Genomic DNA, 16210 nt, shown 5'->3' on the forward strand with positions numbered 1-16210 from the left:
ATCCTGATATTACCACTGGAGGATTGTTCCAGTAAATAATTATGGTGAAGTTATTTAGGTATTTTGACTGTCGCTACTGTTTGATGTCGACTGTAAAGCTTTAGGTTTCGAGTGTCTGGATCAAAAGCAGCGTTTATAACTGCGTCCTGGTAAAAATCACCTCGTAACGCATCGATTTTCCTCTCTACCCTATCAAGCGCCTCCTGTAATTGATCGATTTGACTAACATCGAGCCCACTTACAACGGCACGTGAAAAATCAACTTCTCCCCTAAAGTACGTCAAATCGTCCCGGGACTCAATATATATCCCGCCCATATTACCGATTCGAAGTCCGTTTGAATCTCCATAAATATCACCTCTTGGACTTCCGTTATCAGAGAATACCAACCCGCCGCCACCATGGGTTTGACCAAGGGATACGACTTCTTCTCCGCTTGAATTGTAGCCTATAACTCCGCCGGAGTTGATCTCGATTCGCCGCCCACTAGCTGCTGTACGGATAAGTGCGCCGGTTATTGTACCGCCTGTAAACGTCGAGGCCGTGATATCACCTCTAAATTTACCAGAACCAGCGTACATATTTCCCGCTGTATCAACGGTAAACTTGCCATCTCCGATATTAATGCTGCTGCCGACAATGGAGCCTTTAGAAAAGTTGGAGCTATTGATTTGAGCGCTATTCGCTGTGAGTTTATTAGCTACGAGGTTGCCCTTCATGTCTACCCTGAACGGGGCATCATTAAAATTTGCATTCCCAGCAGACAAGCCAACATGATTTAGAAGTATAATGTCATTCCCGCTGCCGATTGAGAGGGATTCAAAGTTACCAATTTGACCGATGATTCTTTCCCCAATAATACCATCCGCCGTTACAGCCGCCCGGATAGTCTTCCATCCGTCTGTACTTACCCCAAGGCCTGCTGCTGTTAATCGTACTTGCCGCAAAGGATTGTCCTTTTCTCTTGCTAAAATGCCTCCATCGGGAGGATAGACCAATTCTGTTTTGGAATTGTTGATGTCGATAATAACTTGCTTTGCCGCTGCTTCGAATACTTCCGTTCGGATCTTACCGTTCGAAAACATATTATCGACCAGATCTTTGCTCTTTTGTAAGTCAGCAATAATATCTTCATAGTCGCGCGGCTTGACGTTTGAAATGGTCGGTTGACTATGTTCACTCCGGCTATACGGATACTCGATAAGCTCGGTTATCCTGGCTTTTAGCTTATTCATACCCATTTTAGGATCGATGCAAGTGACCGCATCACCCAAGCCTGGTTTCGGTTCAGTATTGTCAATTTTAAATAAATCGGCTGCTGAAATGGTTGCTTCCAATTCCGGTTGTTCCTGTTCCCGGAGTTTGTTCCTCATGGCCTCAAGCAAGTCTTCCGCTTCCTCTATGTCCTGATTAATCAGCTCCCCGTCGAAAAATGGAACGCTGTCACTACCCCAAAACGAAGCATATGGGGAAATAAGATAGTTTACTGCCAGTTTCCCGTTAACGATGGCTCCAGGAACCTGAGAAAGCAAAGCCCGCTCCTCTTCGGTCAATTTGGATGCATCCATACCGATAAACGTCCGGCCATCCTTCATTTGCCCGAATAAGCGAGTGACAAGCTTCTCACCGATGTCTTTGAACGAACTGCTTACAATGTTTTTCTTTAGCCGGTATTGAAGCCCACTGTCGCTTCCAATCTTCTTCTTGATGTGGATCACGAAATTATCGGGTTCCACTTCACACTCGTACATCTTGATTACGTCGTTAAGCGCCTGTAAGCAGTCCCCACGCCCCCAATCCTTTACGTCATGCAAAGCAAAGGTATCGTGAATCTGAAATGTAAAACGCCCGCCCGTAGCTGCTGAAATCTTATCAGTTAATGTTGAAATATGGACCCCATACGCCTCATCAATGTAACTCGCATAAGGGAATTTAAAGTCCACCAGCTTGAACATGACGTGGTTACAATAGATATTCGCCGTCAACTTCCGGCCTTCGCGCGACCTGCTACGGGACTGGATAACATAAAATTGGCCACGCTCGTCTCGAACGTGGCCTTTAAGTTGGATTTTCTCTAGGTAATCATCTGATGTCATCGGCACCATGAATGTAATTTCATAGTCGCTGTTGATTCGTCTTTTGCACTCGATGTTGTAAGCATCAATCAGCGTACCAGTGCGTCTGAAATTTTTATCGAATACCTGCATTGTTGGATTAGGCAAGATATCGCCTCCTTAATACAAAAACTTATCCCGGTGGGTAATCCGAAACAGAATTGTCCGACCGGTCGCTGGGTCCGTCCAAGTAAGTCTGTTTTCACCAAGATTCAGGTCGAAGAAGTCTCCGTTGTACAAATGGGATACATTTACTCCATTGCGCGTGATTTTGAATTTTCCCGAGTCAATGATGATTACGTCTCCAGGGCGAAATGCATCGGTAAACTCGATCCAATCTGTGTGGTACTTACTCGCTTCGGCGAACATCCGACCTTCCCCGGACATACGTCGAGGCTCCAATACAATGCCGCGTATGTTTTCCGCACTTAATCGCCCCTCGCATGACATCCTCTCTACTTGTAACACGTACCCCCGGACAAAAGCCCCTTGTATTCGGCCTTCCCCGGATAAATTAGCCGATAAAGCCATGTACATGTTGAAGTCGAGGGAATATTCTGTGTTCGAGCCCTGATTAACCGTATTAAACGGCATGTTGTTAAAGGCGTTACTGCTGGCATCTGCTTCCATTTCAATTTTGCGAGAGTACATTTGCCCGCTACCAGACAAGTGAGCAGAGAGGTCTATTACGTTCCCCTCTGCTGATCCGGTGTTAAATCCGAGGTTGTTAAAGCCGCCTCCGTTAAACAAATCCTCAGCTCCTTTCCGCTAAGGAAAATTTTCCTTGGCTTATTCCTGTTGTTCAAAGTCAATCTTTGTGATTTCTTTGTACTCCTCCGGCGTAATCTCCCCGAACGGATTTTGCTCGGTTTTCACAGCGCCACGCAGCGCTTCTGCCGTTACCCACTTCATTGTAAAAGCCAACGTCCAGAACTTCATGGTTATTCATCTCCCTTTAATTTAATGATTTCAAGCTTGGCCGCCGTCAACTCCGCACCCAAGGCGCTAATGGTCTGTTGCTGTTGTATACTGTGCAGCCTTGCCGCTGTAAGCTCCGATCCCAACGAACTAACTACCGCCTGCTGCTCGATGTTTTGCAACTTTATAGCCGTAAGCTCCGCGCCGAGCAGATCCGTTGGCGTTGGCTCCTGAGGCTTCGGCTTGATTAGGTCACCGATTTCATTCGGCGTCAGGGCTTCCGACCAATACGCTGTCGGGTCCAGGCTACTGTCTTCGTTCCAGGCCGCCAGATCAAACTTTGGCAGATACAAGCCAGGCGGAACCGGCACGCCGACGATATACCCGGCGGGCTCCGGCTCCTCTGCCGGCCGCTCGTCTTCGGCGGCGGTGTCGACATCTTCCAGCGTCTCAGCGCCCGAATCGGGTTCCCGGACATAAAAAGGGGCGACACCTGAAAAGGCATCGTCCATAATTATGTCCTCGATATAGAGGCCGTCAAGGCCAATTTTAGGTACTGCTTTCAAGTTGATCCCTCCTATTTTGCTAAAAATGAAATGCCATCAAATGATGTTGCAGCAAGTCCCCCGGTTGGAATGGATACATCTCCTGCACTTGTTACTACAATTTCGCCTGAAGTCGGCTGTGTGCTATATGAGTAGCCTAAGAACCTCATATCCCGATCAGGGCGATAGTCTTCCGGCAGTTTAAAGACGGTAGTACCCAATGCCGCAAGGACAACTTGCCCCCTTAAATAAACTCTATCCCCCTGTTTCATATATTGGGGGGTAAATGGTCCATAAGAGGTAGATCCATTCAGTAGTGTTGGTGTTATCCACCCCGGTGCATCCTCGTCCGCCTTCTTCTGCTCGACCACGCTCACACGCTGGAGCGCTTCGGCTACGCCCGCCGTCAGGTCGACGATCTGTGCCTTTTCGTTCGCGGCCAACGTGCCTGATATTGGCTGGATTAGTGATTTGTCGAGTTTGATGTAGGTGACGGAGTAGGCGGCGGTTGGATCGAAGTTTGCCGACAAGAATCTGATGTGCTGTTTGCCGTATGCGTTAGCATCATTTTCGATCTTTGCAAAATTATCAACCCGGTCGTTACGGTAAACCCGTAATATGAGAGACGCCTTGTTCTTCAGTAGACTGCCACTTACTGCGGTATTGTTTATATAATAGTTTCCATTGGCCGGATAGAGCGTAGGATTCGCCCGCTCCCGCAGCACAATCCCCGTACCGACTTCTACCATGTTATCGCCTTCGGTCAGCAACAGGCTACCTTCAGAAACAATTGGTTCAACGCTTTCTTTGGCTAGGCGGTACAGGAGTTGGTATGGAGTCCATTGGCTGTACGTGCCTGTTGGTAATATCTGCGTATCGGCAGGACCTTCCGGAGCTGAAATATCAATAATCGCTACCCATGCCTTAACCCCTGTACCATTGTAGGTACTGGTATGTCCTTGACCGACCGTAAACATCTTGTATCCGTTAAAATACGCCTTAACCTCGTCTTGAGTTGGCTCGTAGTCATCGCCCCAACCACTGTCAGCGCTAGGAATTGAGAGGATAGCACTTTTAATAGCCCCGTTCAAATACCATGAATCATTGATGTTAAAAGCATCATTTTTGGTAAGTAATTTCCCATCATACTTTGTCATCTCCCCTATTGTATCTGTGACAGTTGAGGGGTACACAGCGCCAGGAACAGGGGTTGAAATCGTCCTAAATCCGTCTTTACTTCCGTAAACGGTATAATTAAGCGATCCATCCAGCACAACCTTTTTCCACTTAGCCAACTTAAAATACTGCCCATTTTGTTCAAACAGTATATCCGGATCGCTCCCGTCCGTCGGATTTGCGTGCAACTCCGTTTGAAAAGCAAGCATGTACTTTCGCTGCGGCTGAAACGGCTTAGGTTCGGAACCGACGACGAGGATAGGGTTTTTATAGGTATAGGTACCTGCCACCCCTGTACTTCCGTTATAATTCCCAAAGAATACATATATGATGGAGTCACTTGGATTGAAAGTGACTTCTTGCGAATTTGTCCATGGCACGATTTGAGTGGTGCCATCCCGTGTCGTGACTGCCATATATCCATTATGTTCACAGGATAGGGCGTACTCCATATCTGGTTCTACATCTATCTGGAATTTAATGTAATGTCCTTCCGTGGATACTGTCTTCTGAACCGCCTCATAATCGGAATTAAAACTCCATTCAGACGAAGGATTTGTAATTCCCTCATACTCATAAAGCGGCGGCAGCAGATTACCCGACACACCGATCACATACGGATTTTCTACTCCGATTATGCCGATCCTCCCCTGCCCGTTGATCTCCGTCTTGCCTGTGATCTGACCGAGTTTAAACCTCGCGCCCTTGGCTGCGGTGACCAATTGTAGCCCGAGATTTAGTGTGAGCGGAACGGTTTTTTCATCGTCGAGACGACCATATAAGCCTTCAATATTATCGATAGCGGTGTTCCAGTCCGAAGCGGCAAAATTACGTGCTACCCTCGTTCCTGCTGTCCAAGATCGTGCGATTCCCTCATAACCTCGAATGCAACCCTTTAGTACATTTCCCTCAACTTCTGAATATTTGATTGTCTCTGCAACGTCCCCATTGCCAATTACAGCTATCCCCTCGTTTGGTAGCAGGACAGATATGTCATTAACTTCTATCTCAGTATCCATTTCCGTTATCAGTGCTACTAGCTCTGTTTTAGGCGAGTTCGTTACACCGCGATACATCTTTTTCATTGCTTATCACCTACCCTTCATCGATTACTAGTTTGCCAATAGAGAAACGGATTTGATCGCCATCTAGCACAGTTCTTGGGCGTTTGACTGCACCGTGATATAACAAATTCCCTCCGGTCGCTGCGTCTCTAATACCGATATGCGTTATAAGCCCCCAGTCTGCCGTAGCCTCTGGCATAGATACATCCTCTATGTTTTGTACAACCGCTCGACGATCAACGACAGTCGGCGCGCTAAACTTAACTTGTCTTCTCGCATAGCCGCTACCGGTTACCTCCTGTCCTGTGTCCGCATCTGTTGGGTTGCTAACATAAAGAGCAATATAAACAGCGGATGGAGCGGTAAAAGTTACGCCCCGGAGCGCTGCGTTTAAACAAGCCATCTTCCAGTAATTCGATTTGGATAACAAAATCTCGTCTGCCAAATTAACCCCTCCTAATCTTCGACTTTATATTCATTAAGTATTTTAAAGTTCTGTAAAGTTGTCGTTCCGATATTGGTTAGTACGATCACCGGGCTCGCCCGTTCATCGCCGACAGATTGGACGGATACAACCTGCGGAGATTGTGTAATGGTTAGCTCCGTGATCCTCTCATCACTAACCGGAAAAGGATTCTCGCCCATTTTGATAGGTATTGTTACGTTCCCATCAAAAATCAATTTGTCGATGCTGATTGTTCCGGCATATCGTCCGATGTATCGTTTTCCAGGACGATCAGAGAAGGTAAATATGATATCCCCTTTCTTAGCATTAAAAAGAGCCGCCACTTGGGCGACTCTGTTTTGATAATCAATTGTTGTGTCATTAGCCATAATAATGCATTCGAGGTCAAATGTTCGAGGTCCATAAGTGCTGCCAAAATCTAATTCCCCGTCCCTCTCAGCTATTTCTATGCTGTTGTCCCGCGTCTCCGGTAAGGGAGGGATGTTATGCTTTTTAACCCCTAATCCTATCGACCGAAGATCAATGCCATCAGCAGTTACTGTAATCAACCTTTACCGCCCCCTCTGGATTGCATTCGCCGGATAAAGTTGTCTTTTTCGGTCCAGTATACCCGCGCTGTAGACTCATCTTCAATATAAGTATCTCCTGTTTGCACTGTGTAGTAATTGTGGTTTACCTGCGGATTTGAGCCGCCAGAAGCTGCCGGAAGAGAGAAACTTGGCATTGTAAAGTTAATTGAAGGCATCTTGAAATTGAGCAGTTTAAATAGATTTCTCTGCTGCTGCTCATTAATGTACATTTCCCCTGCATGAGCAACTACAGGAACGGCTTCGCCTCGAATTCCTTGTACTACTCCACCTGACTTAAAATGTTGGAGTTTCCCGGTATCCTTCTTAATCCCGTATTTCTTCCGTAACGCTTCATTCTCAGCGTGGGCAGCAGCCTTGTCTTCAGGTGTTGCCGTTTTAGAGTACCATTTATCAACGTTGTTATTGTAGCGGATTAGGTCCTGATCCTCTTCGGATATTCCACCTCTTCCGCTATCGCCGGAATAGGTAGGCGAAGAAATAGAGTTAATACTGTCCATTTTGGCCTGGTACTCTGCAATAAATTGATCTAGTTGAGCAAGGATTTCAGCGTTTTTCTCGCCCTCTTTAAGAATTTGGATTTGTTTCAAGTCTTCCGCCTTGAATTGAATGGTTTCAGAAAAAGAATCGAATGCGCTGGACAACTCTTCGTAGTGTCGGTTGGCCGCATCAATCTGTTCGTTATAATCCTGTTCCTTTTGCCGCTTTTCATCTTCCAGCGCCTGCTTCTGATCTTCAAGGCTTTGTTTAGCGAGATCACGGTCATGTTCCCGCTGCATGTCCTCGATATCTTTCTGCACCTGTTTTCTTTCGGCGATGCCTTCTGGACCAACAGCCGATTGGAGCAAAGCAAGACGGGCCTGTTTTTCGGCCAACTGACGTTCATAATCCTCTTCAACATAAAGACGTTCCATAGCCTTCAACTGATCGTCGATTGCCTTGATTTTGTCATCTTGCGCAGCCAAAAAAGCGTCCCGTTCCGCCTCAATTGCTTTGATGGCATCGTTTTTAGCGGAATCCATCTTGGATTTGATCGATTTTATGGAGACCGTGACCGTTTGCTGTTCTTCGTCCATGAGTTTTTTCTTCAAGGAATATAATTGTTCTTCCGCCTGCATCCTCTGGTCTGTACCCTCGCGATACATAGCGCGGATTTTTTCCCAAGCTTTGATTTCGTCCTCGGTGGATAACTGCTCCATGGCCTTTTGATGGTTAAGGTTCTTTGTAAACTCGGAAAAGAATTCTTGTTCCGCTGCTTTTTTGGCTGCATAAACCTGCTCATCTAGCTGCATTCTTTCTTCCGATCCGGCTTTGTACCGTGCCTGAACCCGGAGTAGCATTTCCAATTCTTGTTGAGCGGAAACCTCCCGAATACCTTTTTGATGGGAAATCCATTTCATCGAAGCATCGTAGGCTTCTTTTTCCTTCTTAGCGGTCTCTTCTGCCAACTTCTTTCGTAAGTCATAAACTTTCTCGTCGGCTTGAAGCCGCTGCTCTGATCCGGCTTTATACCGGGCCTGGACGCGTTCCCAAGCCAATAATTCCTGCTGAGTACTCATGCGTCCAATAGCCTTCTGATGCTCAATAAATTTTTGCGATGCTTCAAATTGTTTTTGAAGCGGATCATCCTTTTTACTAGATTTTTCTTTGCCATTTTTGCCGGATGACTTCGAGACACCAAACCATTTGTCTTGATATAAGCCGGTCAAAGCTTTGATCTTGTCGTCGTAAGTTTTCATCTCAGCTTCGTATTCGGCATAAATGTCATCGAGTTCATTCCTTTCCGCTTTCGCGGCAGCTTCCCTCTCTGCCATGACCTTTTTGCCTTCTTCTTCAAACTGAGGCTTAAAGTACTTCAAGTCCTCACCGGTTGATAACACATCAGATTGAGTACTAGCGCCGTTTAGTTTTGATTTTAAGTCAGCCAAACTTTTTATTGATTGAGCTTCTATGTGGTATGCCTTCAATCGATCTTCTGTTGCGAGTTTTACATTAAATGCTGAATTCTTTTCAGCCTCAAGTTCATCTATGGCTTTCTGGATTTTGGCTTTTCTAAGGACGTCAACAGCGTCCTTCTCAAATTTCCAACCATCTGCCGTCTTGTAGATGGCGTCCGCAAGCTGCGGGTACTTAAGAATTAAATCGGCTGCATTCTCAGCGTTTAGGGACTGGCCTTCCGATAACTCATATAGCAATTGATTTAGTTCCGATATAGTTGTGCTATTACCTTGAATTTGTTCCTGCAAATTTTCAAATGTTTCTCCGAGCCGGTCATTTGCTTCGCTTAGCTTACCTGATGATCCTGCAAGCTGATCTATTTCGTCAACTGCTAATTGCCCTGCTTGGACTCTAACGTCAGCAAGAGAAGACTCTAATTTATGATTCTCCATTTCTAAATCTTTTACTTTATCGGTATATGAAGAAATCGAATCGATAGAAGTCTTCATATCCTTACCAGTAAACATACCTACGAAAAACTGACCCATCATTTGAGTTACACTATTTTTTAGTGATTCGAGTTTGGTTTTAGCTTTTTCTAACTCTTTTGTGTTTTCTTCAAGCTTTTTAGATAATTCATTTTCCTGATCAGCAAGAACGTTTCTTCGTGATTCTCTTTGAGCTTCAATAAGTCGATTCAAAGCGTTAACCTGAATTTGCACTGCTTCGTCAGTATATTTAGCCGCTTCAAGTTGAGCGGCACCTTCCTTGCCTAATGTCATCTCAAGAGCTTGAGATACTTGATCTAACTGTTTCTTAACTTGGATTTGTTTCTCGTTCGATAGATTTCCTGAATCCATAGATTCCTTCAGCGAATTATGTGCGCTAACGAGTTTAGGGAGAAGCTCAATTTGCCGCTCATATTGACTGATCATTTGCTGACTTGCAGCATCTTCGTCCTTAAGTCTTTGGATTCTATCTCTCTCTGCCTTTTCGGCTGATCCAAGAGTAAAAATATACGTCGCTAATAAACCAACTACCAAAGAGATTCCGGCCGTCCAAGCCGCTGTTGTTGCCATTGCAGATTTAGCAGCAGCAGTATACACGACCATTGATTCAGTGGCTGCAGTATTCATAGCCGCATGCATTTGTATGGCCGCATTTAACGCGGCTTGGGCTTCCCTCCATTGTGTTAGTAGCGGAACTATGGTCTTGTATAATGCTATTAAGCCAGCAATACCGGCTGTTGCTTCCATCGCTCCCTTTGGAATTTTTGTAATACCGATGAGTAGTTGATCGAGAATATCAAGCGAGCTTTTGATTGCAGATCGTAATCCATCATCACCAGCAGTATTAAATATTTCTAATAGTGAAGTTCTTGTTTGGGACGCCTTTCTTTGGATGGTATCCATCTGCACCTTTAGGTACTCCATTGTGCTTCCTGTCGAACCGATCGATGCGGCTGTGCCTAAAAGGATGTCGCCAGCGTTCAATGATGCTGCCAGCTTCGCAAACTGGTATACGCCCCGAGAAATGTCAGCATAAGATTGCGTGAGATCATAGTTCTTATCAATGACCTTTACAGAAAGATCGAGTAAGATATCTTCCGCTTTTCTCCACTGCTCGGTACCGTCAACGACTTCTTTTGTAGCTACGCCAAGTGCTTCGATTTCATTTACTGCCTTCTCCGTTCTGATCGTACCGAGAACAGTCTTCCACATGTTCCCTAGGTTTTCCCCGGAAAGGGCTGTGTTACGAATACCAGAGGAAATAAGGCCGTTCATAAAGTCGAATGAAACACCAGTCTCAGCGGCAATTTTACCTGTTCGTTCAAATGCTGCGCCCAAGTCGCGGGCCGGTGCCATGGTTTCGTGTGCGACTTTTGACCAAGAATCCAACACGCGATTACCAATAACCATCGCATCGTTAGCATTTTCAAGATGGACGGAGTATTGAGACATGACGGATTCCATCATCTCTGTTGAATCAATGAGTCCAACTAAGTCAACGGTTGATAGCTTAGTCGATTGCCGCACCAATTCCTGAACTATGTTAACATCCTTATACATCCGCCCCCATAAACGAGCGGATTCGGTGACGTCATTGATTTCCGCACCTAATTCGTGAGCAGTATGGATGAATCTTTCGGTTTCCGTGCTCAGCTTTTCAGTATTCATCACCATTTCTTTTGTTCCATCGTTATACTCTAAGAAGTAATGCTCGTTAGTCTGGACGTATCCGGCCATTCTTGACTCAATATCAACAAGACCTTCTTTGAGGGCTTTTTGAGCTTCGTGGACGGCTTGGGTAATGGTATGAAATACGAGCGCATGTTGGGCATATTGAGCGGCGTTTGAAAGAAATCCTTTGTTTGCATTGCTGAATAGATAGTCATCAGCTTTATCTATAATCTTCATCCGAGCTGCATGGCGTTCAGCTTCGGTTTCGATTTTGGCATTACCTTGTTTTAATTGCTGCAATTGTCTATCGAGCTTTGCTTGAACCAGGCTCTCTTGTGAACTAACCAAACTTGTTCTCTGTTGAAGTAAAGTCATCCTTTGTTGGTGTTCACGTTCCTGTTGTTCTATTGCAGCCTGCCTCTTATTGACAATGGCCTGTTGTGCCTTTAGTTTCGCATCAACGAGATTGTTCGTTTGGTCAAGCTGCTGCTTTTTAGCTACCAAAAGCTCCGCTTGAGCCGTGCGCTGTTTTACTAACGCCTCAGACTCGGCAAGAATCTTTCTTCGGCGCTCTTCGGATGACAACGCAATTTTATCCGCCGCACTCGCCAAAGCGGTATAGTTTTTCTGCGTAATTGCTAGTTCAGCATTCAGAATTTTAAATGACTCAGCGTTACCACGCGCGCCTTCATCGATCGTTTTAAATGATTGCAGTATTTTGGAGGTGTCGAGGTTAATCCTGGCCCCAACAACGTCCTTGTTTAATTCGTCTGCCACATGTTCACCCTCTTACTAAGGAAAATTTTCCTGACCTGAAAATGCAAAAAAGCCCACTCGTTCGGAGAGTGGGCTATCAGAAGATCCCCAAATCCGAGAGGAACTTGGCTTTCTTCGGTTTATTTTCTATTTTTCCGCCGTGCAAAATGACTTCTAGTTCATTTTGTTGTTTTTTTATTTTGGACAGCGCTCTGATTTTTGGTATGGTCATATTCGGCCATTCGCTGTCCGAAACCCCCATACTCACGCAAAGCGCCCACAGCGCCATCCAATCCGTTGCCTTGCCTTTGTCCTGCTCTTCTTCCTCTTCCTCCTCATCCTCGTCAGGATCAGGAGGCGGAAACGATTCACTATAGAAATCGGTTCAGAAGATCATCCAGCACTTTCAGACCGTCTTCGTCCACGTTTTCATATTCTTTTTCCGTCAGGCCTTCGACCAGAACAAGGTTGAATGCTTCTTTATATGCCGCCTCCACAGCCGGGAAGTCAATTTCCGGGCGATCCTCTGTTGCTGGCAATTTATCACGCCCAATAGCAAATGAAAAGCGGTATTCCTTGCCCTTCATAATCTGGCGTACCTTGCGAATAGTAGCGATGGTACCGATCTTAACATGCTTAATAATGCCGTCACCAAGTCGTATTTCAGAACCGATATTCAAAGTTTGGTCCAATGCTTGTTCCTCTTTAACTTCACTCATCGTGAGTCCTCCTTAAAATAAGCAGCCCCCTCGCCATTTCCAGACGAGAGGGCCGCAGAATATTTTTTTATTCCGAGAAGATGATTTCGGCAGCGTATCCGTTCGGGTTATCCGCTGTAATGTCCGGCTCCAGAACCTCAAGAGCCAACGTACTTGTAGACGGTGTTTTCCGTGTCGCGCCGACATTAAGGGTGCCGCCGCCGATAGCCTTGTAGACGGTCAATTGAACCTGAACCGGATTTCCGGTTCTGTCATTAATAAGTTCAAACCGATGCACGAACTTAAAGGGCTTCGGCTTGCGCGTGCCGGTGAATCCGTTAATTGTTCCTTTATCTTTCTTCCACTTGAAGACTACGATAATATTTTTATTTTCGTTCGTAGAGTCAGATGTAATCGTGCCGTCCGCCGTAATGCTGTATTGTTCCGCTGTCGGCGTGGTCGCCGCCTTTGCGAGTTTAGTCAGCGCTCCTTCCGGGGATTTCAGATATACTTCCTCACTGCCCGTCACAAAAGTACCTCCGAATTTGCTTGGAGCTTTGATTTTGTAACCGGAGGCGGCAAGAATACCCTCCTCATTTTCATCAAAGGTTACTTCTCTCTGCTCTGTGGCCGCGCCCTGAGACAATTCGGCCAGCAGCGGGGAATAACGCGGCACCTCAATGCTGAGCGTGTCCGCCAAGTCCTGGGCCGTCAAGTGAAACGGATATCCCGACTCGCCGCCGAACACCTTTTCCCAGGCGAATTGCGGCGCGAACATTACGCTGTTAATCTTTTCATCAATGTACTTCAACGTTCCGTCGAGTTCTCTTGCCCAGATCTTCCCGACGCCATCAAATACTAACGGTTCAGCCATATTGATTTATCCCTCCTTGGGTAATAAAAAAGGAACCTGCGATATTATTTCACAAGTTCCCAAAGTCGCTTATCAATTTCCTGGATGCGTTTGTACTCATCGGTTTCTTTGTAGCCCTTTACCGGCTCCAGATTACCCATGATACCAAGCTTTTTAGACAAAGTGACTTTTTCATCAATCAGACTTTCAAGCTCGGTGGGTTCCTTCTTTTCCTGTACTGCTTTAGAGTTTCGTTTTACTCCCTCCACCACTCTCACCTCGCTTTCAATTTATTCGGTGATAATTTACATCAAAGATGATTTCATAGCCTTTAACGCCGGTTATCCCGGTTGCAAAGTCGGCTTCATAGGCCAGCGAACACAGCGAAGACAAATAGTTTTCGTCCCGGATTTGCTGGTCGTGAAACAAACGAAATGCGCGATCCGCAATCTGTTTCGCTTGATTTCTATTCTTGCCATAGACGTCTAAGCAGAACTTTCCTTCGTAAACAAGATAGTTCCGGCTGAAACGTCCAGGTTTGAGATAAATCAACATCATGGGTACATCTTTACCAGTTACCGCCTTATCGGGCTCGATCCCCCTCACTATCCGTGTCACGATACTTTCCGAAGGAGATGATGGGGAAAGCCCAAAAAACGCCATGAATTGGTCATCACGCTTTAAGGTGTTATATATAGCATCAATCAGCATATCTTCCATCTTATCGCCTCTGAATGAAGTATTTGTGATACGGAAACTCTGTGATGACCTGGCTGATTCCTTGAAGAATTCGGTTCCTATTCGATTGCAACGCAACGCGTAAAAAGAAGGTTGGCGGCGTTGGCCCATAACTCGGATCAATGTCTCCCCGCGCGGCCAGTTCTTCCAAATCCACCCCGACATATGACCCGCCCGAACGCCTGACTTCGCCATCGATGCTTTTGTAGACGCCTTGTGGCCGACCAACAACAACCTTTGTCCCTTTTGAGCGAACCCGGTTCCAATATTCGCTGTTCATGTAAGTGACCAACCCGGGGTTTTCTCTCTGGCTTGCCATCAAGGAGCCCTTACCGAACTGTTCTAGCCATGCTTGCCAATAGTCCGCCGTTATTTCTCCCTTAATCATGCGATTCGCAAGATTGGTCAATTCCATTTTCAAATAGTTTCTGACTTCGGGATAATATCGGATGTTCGTTTTGGCTGTGAGCATGACCAATTTCGTAAGTCCGGCGATCTCGACGGACAAGCTTCGCTGAAGATCGTGCGCCGCTTTCTCCGCATCGTAACCCGCAATCATCGTGTGTCCTCCGACAATTGCACATGCAGCAGATTGGGGTACTTCAAATCATCAACGACATCGACCTGATAAGGACGGCCTTTCAGCAACACGCGATCCGGCGAGAGCAGACCTTGAGGCTTCTTAACGTCCGCTGACGTTTGCAAAAGCAGGATGTACGTCGTTGTTGGAAGCAGTCCGGGATCTTCTAACCGGAGTTGGGCCGATACGAACTGGGCGAATCCTTTCGTTGCCTGCACAAGAATGAAATCAGGGTCACCAACCGGATTATCATTCTTGTCATATTCTTGCGTGTAACGTTGGATTTCGGCCGTGACGTTCGTTTTGAGCAGAGAGCAGTATTTGTCCTTCTCCGTGCTTAAACGCATCGTCTGGACCAAAAAGAAGTCGTCTGTTTCAACGGCAGAACCAGGAGCGACGGATGATGTCGGTGCGAATAGACCGCTGAAAAGATATTCTTTACCGATTATCGTGGTCGCTTTGGTTTCCCGAGACAAAATGACTGCCTCTGGATTTCCATCCACGGTACAAGGCGTGTGCCGGTGTGAAAATTCATAAAACATCGTATCACCTACCTAAATGAGCGGAGTGTGTATTCCGACAACAAGTCGGCAATTTCTGGATTGATCATCCCGCCGCCGAAATATTCAATGCTGAAATCAAAGTCCTTCTTCGACTTCACATTTGAATTAGGGTTAGAAGCAATTTGACCAACAAGCAACCCGCAAGCGGCCTTTACCTTTTCCGGTATCGGGTCCCAACCGCTTGAATAGGTAACTTCCAACTCTGTATACGGGGAGCCGAAAAGATTACTCCCACACCAGACTGTTCCGATTTCCTTATCAATATCGATGTAGTTCGGATCAACTGGCTCGAATCCGGGAGTACCAAAAAAAGTATCTCCGGTTAACCCGTAAGCCGCCCTTCCCTTTACCTCATTAATCTCCGCGACAGGGTAATATGAAAGGTGCCCTCTCCCGTTTGTTAGAGGAATACGTTCAGTGTAAGTCGTCACAGATATTGATCGTTTGCAGTATCCGTCAATGATTGCGGATGCTCGAATTATCAAGCCTTCGGTCGGCACCGTTCCGGCTGGGAAATATCCTATTTCATCAACCGTAAGGTACTGGCTCATTCGATGTATCCAGCTTTCTGCAACTCTTCAGCCAATTCAGGAGTGACATTCGCTTTTCCATTGACAAAGCTGACAATTCGCTTTTTCAAATGAATCGAATGGGTTCCTTCTCGCCCGTCTTGCCATCCTTTAAGGACAACGCCCTTAAGCTCAATCTTTTGCGGTGTAGGCCCTTGACCTTTTTCCGGCTCGGAACCGTTCTGATCTTTGGTTTGATCTTTTACAACCGATTCATTGAACGATTTTACCGACGCTGTAAGTGCGACCAATGCCTCCTCGTATGTCGCTGGTTCCGAATCAGTAACGTCAGCGATTTCTTGAGCGGCTGCAATCGCCTGATTAAAAGCATCGAGCGCTTCCTGTGTGAATTGTCCAGGCTCTTCACCAACAGAGGCTTCAGCGCGAATCTTCAGGGCCGCTTCAATCGCTTCAAGAAGCTTTTCATATTTGGATCTCGCCATTTATATTTCCCTCCCTTTTAGA

17 protein-coding genes are annotated in these 16210 nt (G+C 46.1%); all 17 read right to left on the reverse strand.

Translation table 11 applies throughout. The annotated features are described in order from the left end of the window. Nucleotides 1-50: 50 nt before the first annotated feature. The 17 genes from NYE69_RS27005 to NYE69_RS27085 all read right to left on the reverse strand — a co-directional run bounded on the left by NYE69_RS27005 (nucleotide 51) and on the right by NYE69_RS27085 (nucleotide 16188). Nucleotides 51-2222 (reverse strand): phage tail protein, encoded by a 2172-nt coding sequence (locus NYE69_RS27005; protein WP_340928869.1) that lies wholly within the window; start codon nucleotides 2220-2222, stop codon nucleotides 51-53. Between the two features lie 12 nt (nucleotides 2223-2234). Next, nucleotides 2235-2864 (reverse strand): phage distal tail protein, encoded by a 630-nt coding sequence (locus NYE69_RS27010; protein ID WP_340928872.1) that lies wholly within the window; start codon nucleotides 2862-2864, stop codon nucleotides 2235-2237. A gap of 39 nt (nucleotides 2865-2903) precedes the next feature. Then, the gene (locus NYE69_RS27015) at nucleotides 2904-3053 is read right to left on the reverse strand and encodes an XkdX family protein (protein ID WP_340928874.1); all 150 of its coding nucleotides are present in this window, start codon (nucleotides 3051-3053) and stop codon (nucleotides 2904-2906) included. A 2-nt stretch (nucleotides 3054-3055) separates the two neighbouring features. After that, on the reverse strand, nucleotides 3056-3598 hold the full coding sequence (locus tag NYE69_RS27020) for a hypothetical protein (RefSeq protein ID WP_340928876.1): 543 nt from the start codon (nucleotides 3596-3598) through the stop codon (nucleotides 3056-3058). 11 nt (nucleotides 3599-3609) lie between these two features. Next, nucleotides 3610-5838: a hypothetical protein gene (locus NYE69_RS27025; protein ID WP_340928878.1), complete on the reverse strand. Its 2229-nt coding sequence runs from the start codon at nucleotides 5836-5838 to the stop codon at nucleotides 3610-3612. A 10-nt stretch (nucleotides 5839-5848) separates the two neighbouring features. Continuing rightward, complete coding sequence (locus NYE69_RS27030; RefSeq protein ID WP_340928880.1) at nucleotides 5849-6262, reverse strand: phage tail fiber protein; 414 nt, start codon at nucleotides 6260-6262, stop codon at nucleotides 5849-5851. 11 nt (nucleotides 6263-6273) lie between these two features. Next, entirely contained in the window at nucleotides 6274-6831 is a 558-nt protein-coding gene (locus NYE69_RS27035; protein ID WP_340928882.1) for a distal tail protein Dit, read from the reverse strand. After that, nucleotides 6828-11765: a phage tail tape measure protein gene (locus NYE69_RS27040; RefSeq protein ID WP_340928884.1), complete on the reverse strand. Its 4938-nt coding sequence runs from the start codon at nucleotides 11763-11765 to the stop codon at nucleotides 6828-6830. The genes NYE69_RS27035 and NYE69_RS27040 overlap by 4 nt, the downstream gene beginning before the upstream one ends. Before the next feature lie 76 nt (nucleotides 11766-11841). After that, entirely contained in the window at nucleotides 11842-12033 is a 192-nt protein-coding gene (locus tag NYE69_RS27045; RefSeq protein ID WP_340928886.1) for a hypothetical protein, read from the reverse strand. Between the two features lie 82 nt (nucleotides 12034-12115). Continuing rightward, the gene (locus NYE69_RS27050; RefSeq protein WP_340928888.1) at nucleotides 12116-12463 is read right to left on the reverse strand and encodes a hypothetical protein; all 348 of its coding nucleotides are present in this window, start codon (nucleotides 12461-12463) and stop codon (nucleotides 12116-12118) included. Between the two features lie 67 nt (nucleotides 12464-12530). After that, complete coding sequence (locus tag NYE69_RS27055; protein WP_340928890.1) at nucleotides 12531-13316, reverse strand: hypothetical protein; 786 nt, start codon at nucleotides 13314-13316, stop codon at nucleotides 12531-12533. A 44-nt stretch (nucleotides 13317-13360) separates the two neighbouring features. Then, nucleotides 13361-13564: a hypothetical protein gene (locus NYE69_RS27060; protein WP_155621302.1), complete on the reverse strand. Its 204-nt coding sequence runs from the start codon at nucleotides 13562-13564 to the stop codon at nucleotides 13361-13363. Nucleotides 13565-13580: 16 nt separating this feature from the next. Beyond that, nucleotides 13581-14015: a hypothetical protein gene (locus NYE69_RS27065; RefSeq protein ID WP_155621301.1), complete on the reverse strand. Its 435-nt coding sequence runs from the start codon at nucleotides 14013-14015 to the stop codon at nucleotides 13581-13583. 1 nt (nucleotide 14016) lies between these two features. After that, nucleotides 14017-14592 carry a hypothetical protein gene (locus tag NYE69_RS27070; RefSeq protein WP_155621300.1) on the reverse strand — a complete coding sequence of 192 codons (576 nt, stop codon included), beginning with the start codon at nucleotides 14590-14592 and terminating at the stop codon, nucleotides 14017-14019. Beyond that, on the reverse strand, nucleotides 14589-15155 hold the full coding sequence (locus tag NYE69_RS27075; protein WP_340928892.1) for a hypothetical protein: 567 nt from the start codon (nucleotides 15153-15155) through the stop codon (nucleotides 14589-14591). The genes NYE69_RS27070 and NYE69_RS27075 overlap by 4 nt, the downstream gene beginning before the upstream one ends. Nucleotides 15156-15163: 8 nt before the next feature. After that, nucleotides 15164-15727 carry a hypothetical protein gene (locus NYE69_RS27080; protein ID WP_340928894.1) on the reverse strand — a complete coding sequence of 188 codons (564 nt, stop codon included), beginning with the start codon at nucleotides 15725-15727 and terminating at the stop codon, nucleotides 15164-15166. Next, on the reverse strand, nucleotides 15724-16188 hold the full coding sequence (locus NYE69_RS27085) for a hypothetical protein (protein ID WP_340928896.1): 465 nt from the start codon (nucleotides 16186-16188) through the stop codon (nucleotides 15724-15726). The genes NYE69_RS27080 and NYE69_RS27085 overlap by 4 nt, the downstream gene beginning before the upstream one ends. Nucleotides 16189-16210: the final 22 nt, after the last annotated feature.

The sequence above is a fragment of the Paenibacillus sp. FSL R5-0527 genome (genome assembly GCF_038008055.1).
In the GTDB taxonomy this organism is placed as follows: Bacteria; Bacillota; Bacilli; order Paenibacillales; family Paenibacillaceae; genus Fontibacillus; species Fontibacillus macerans.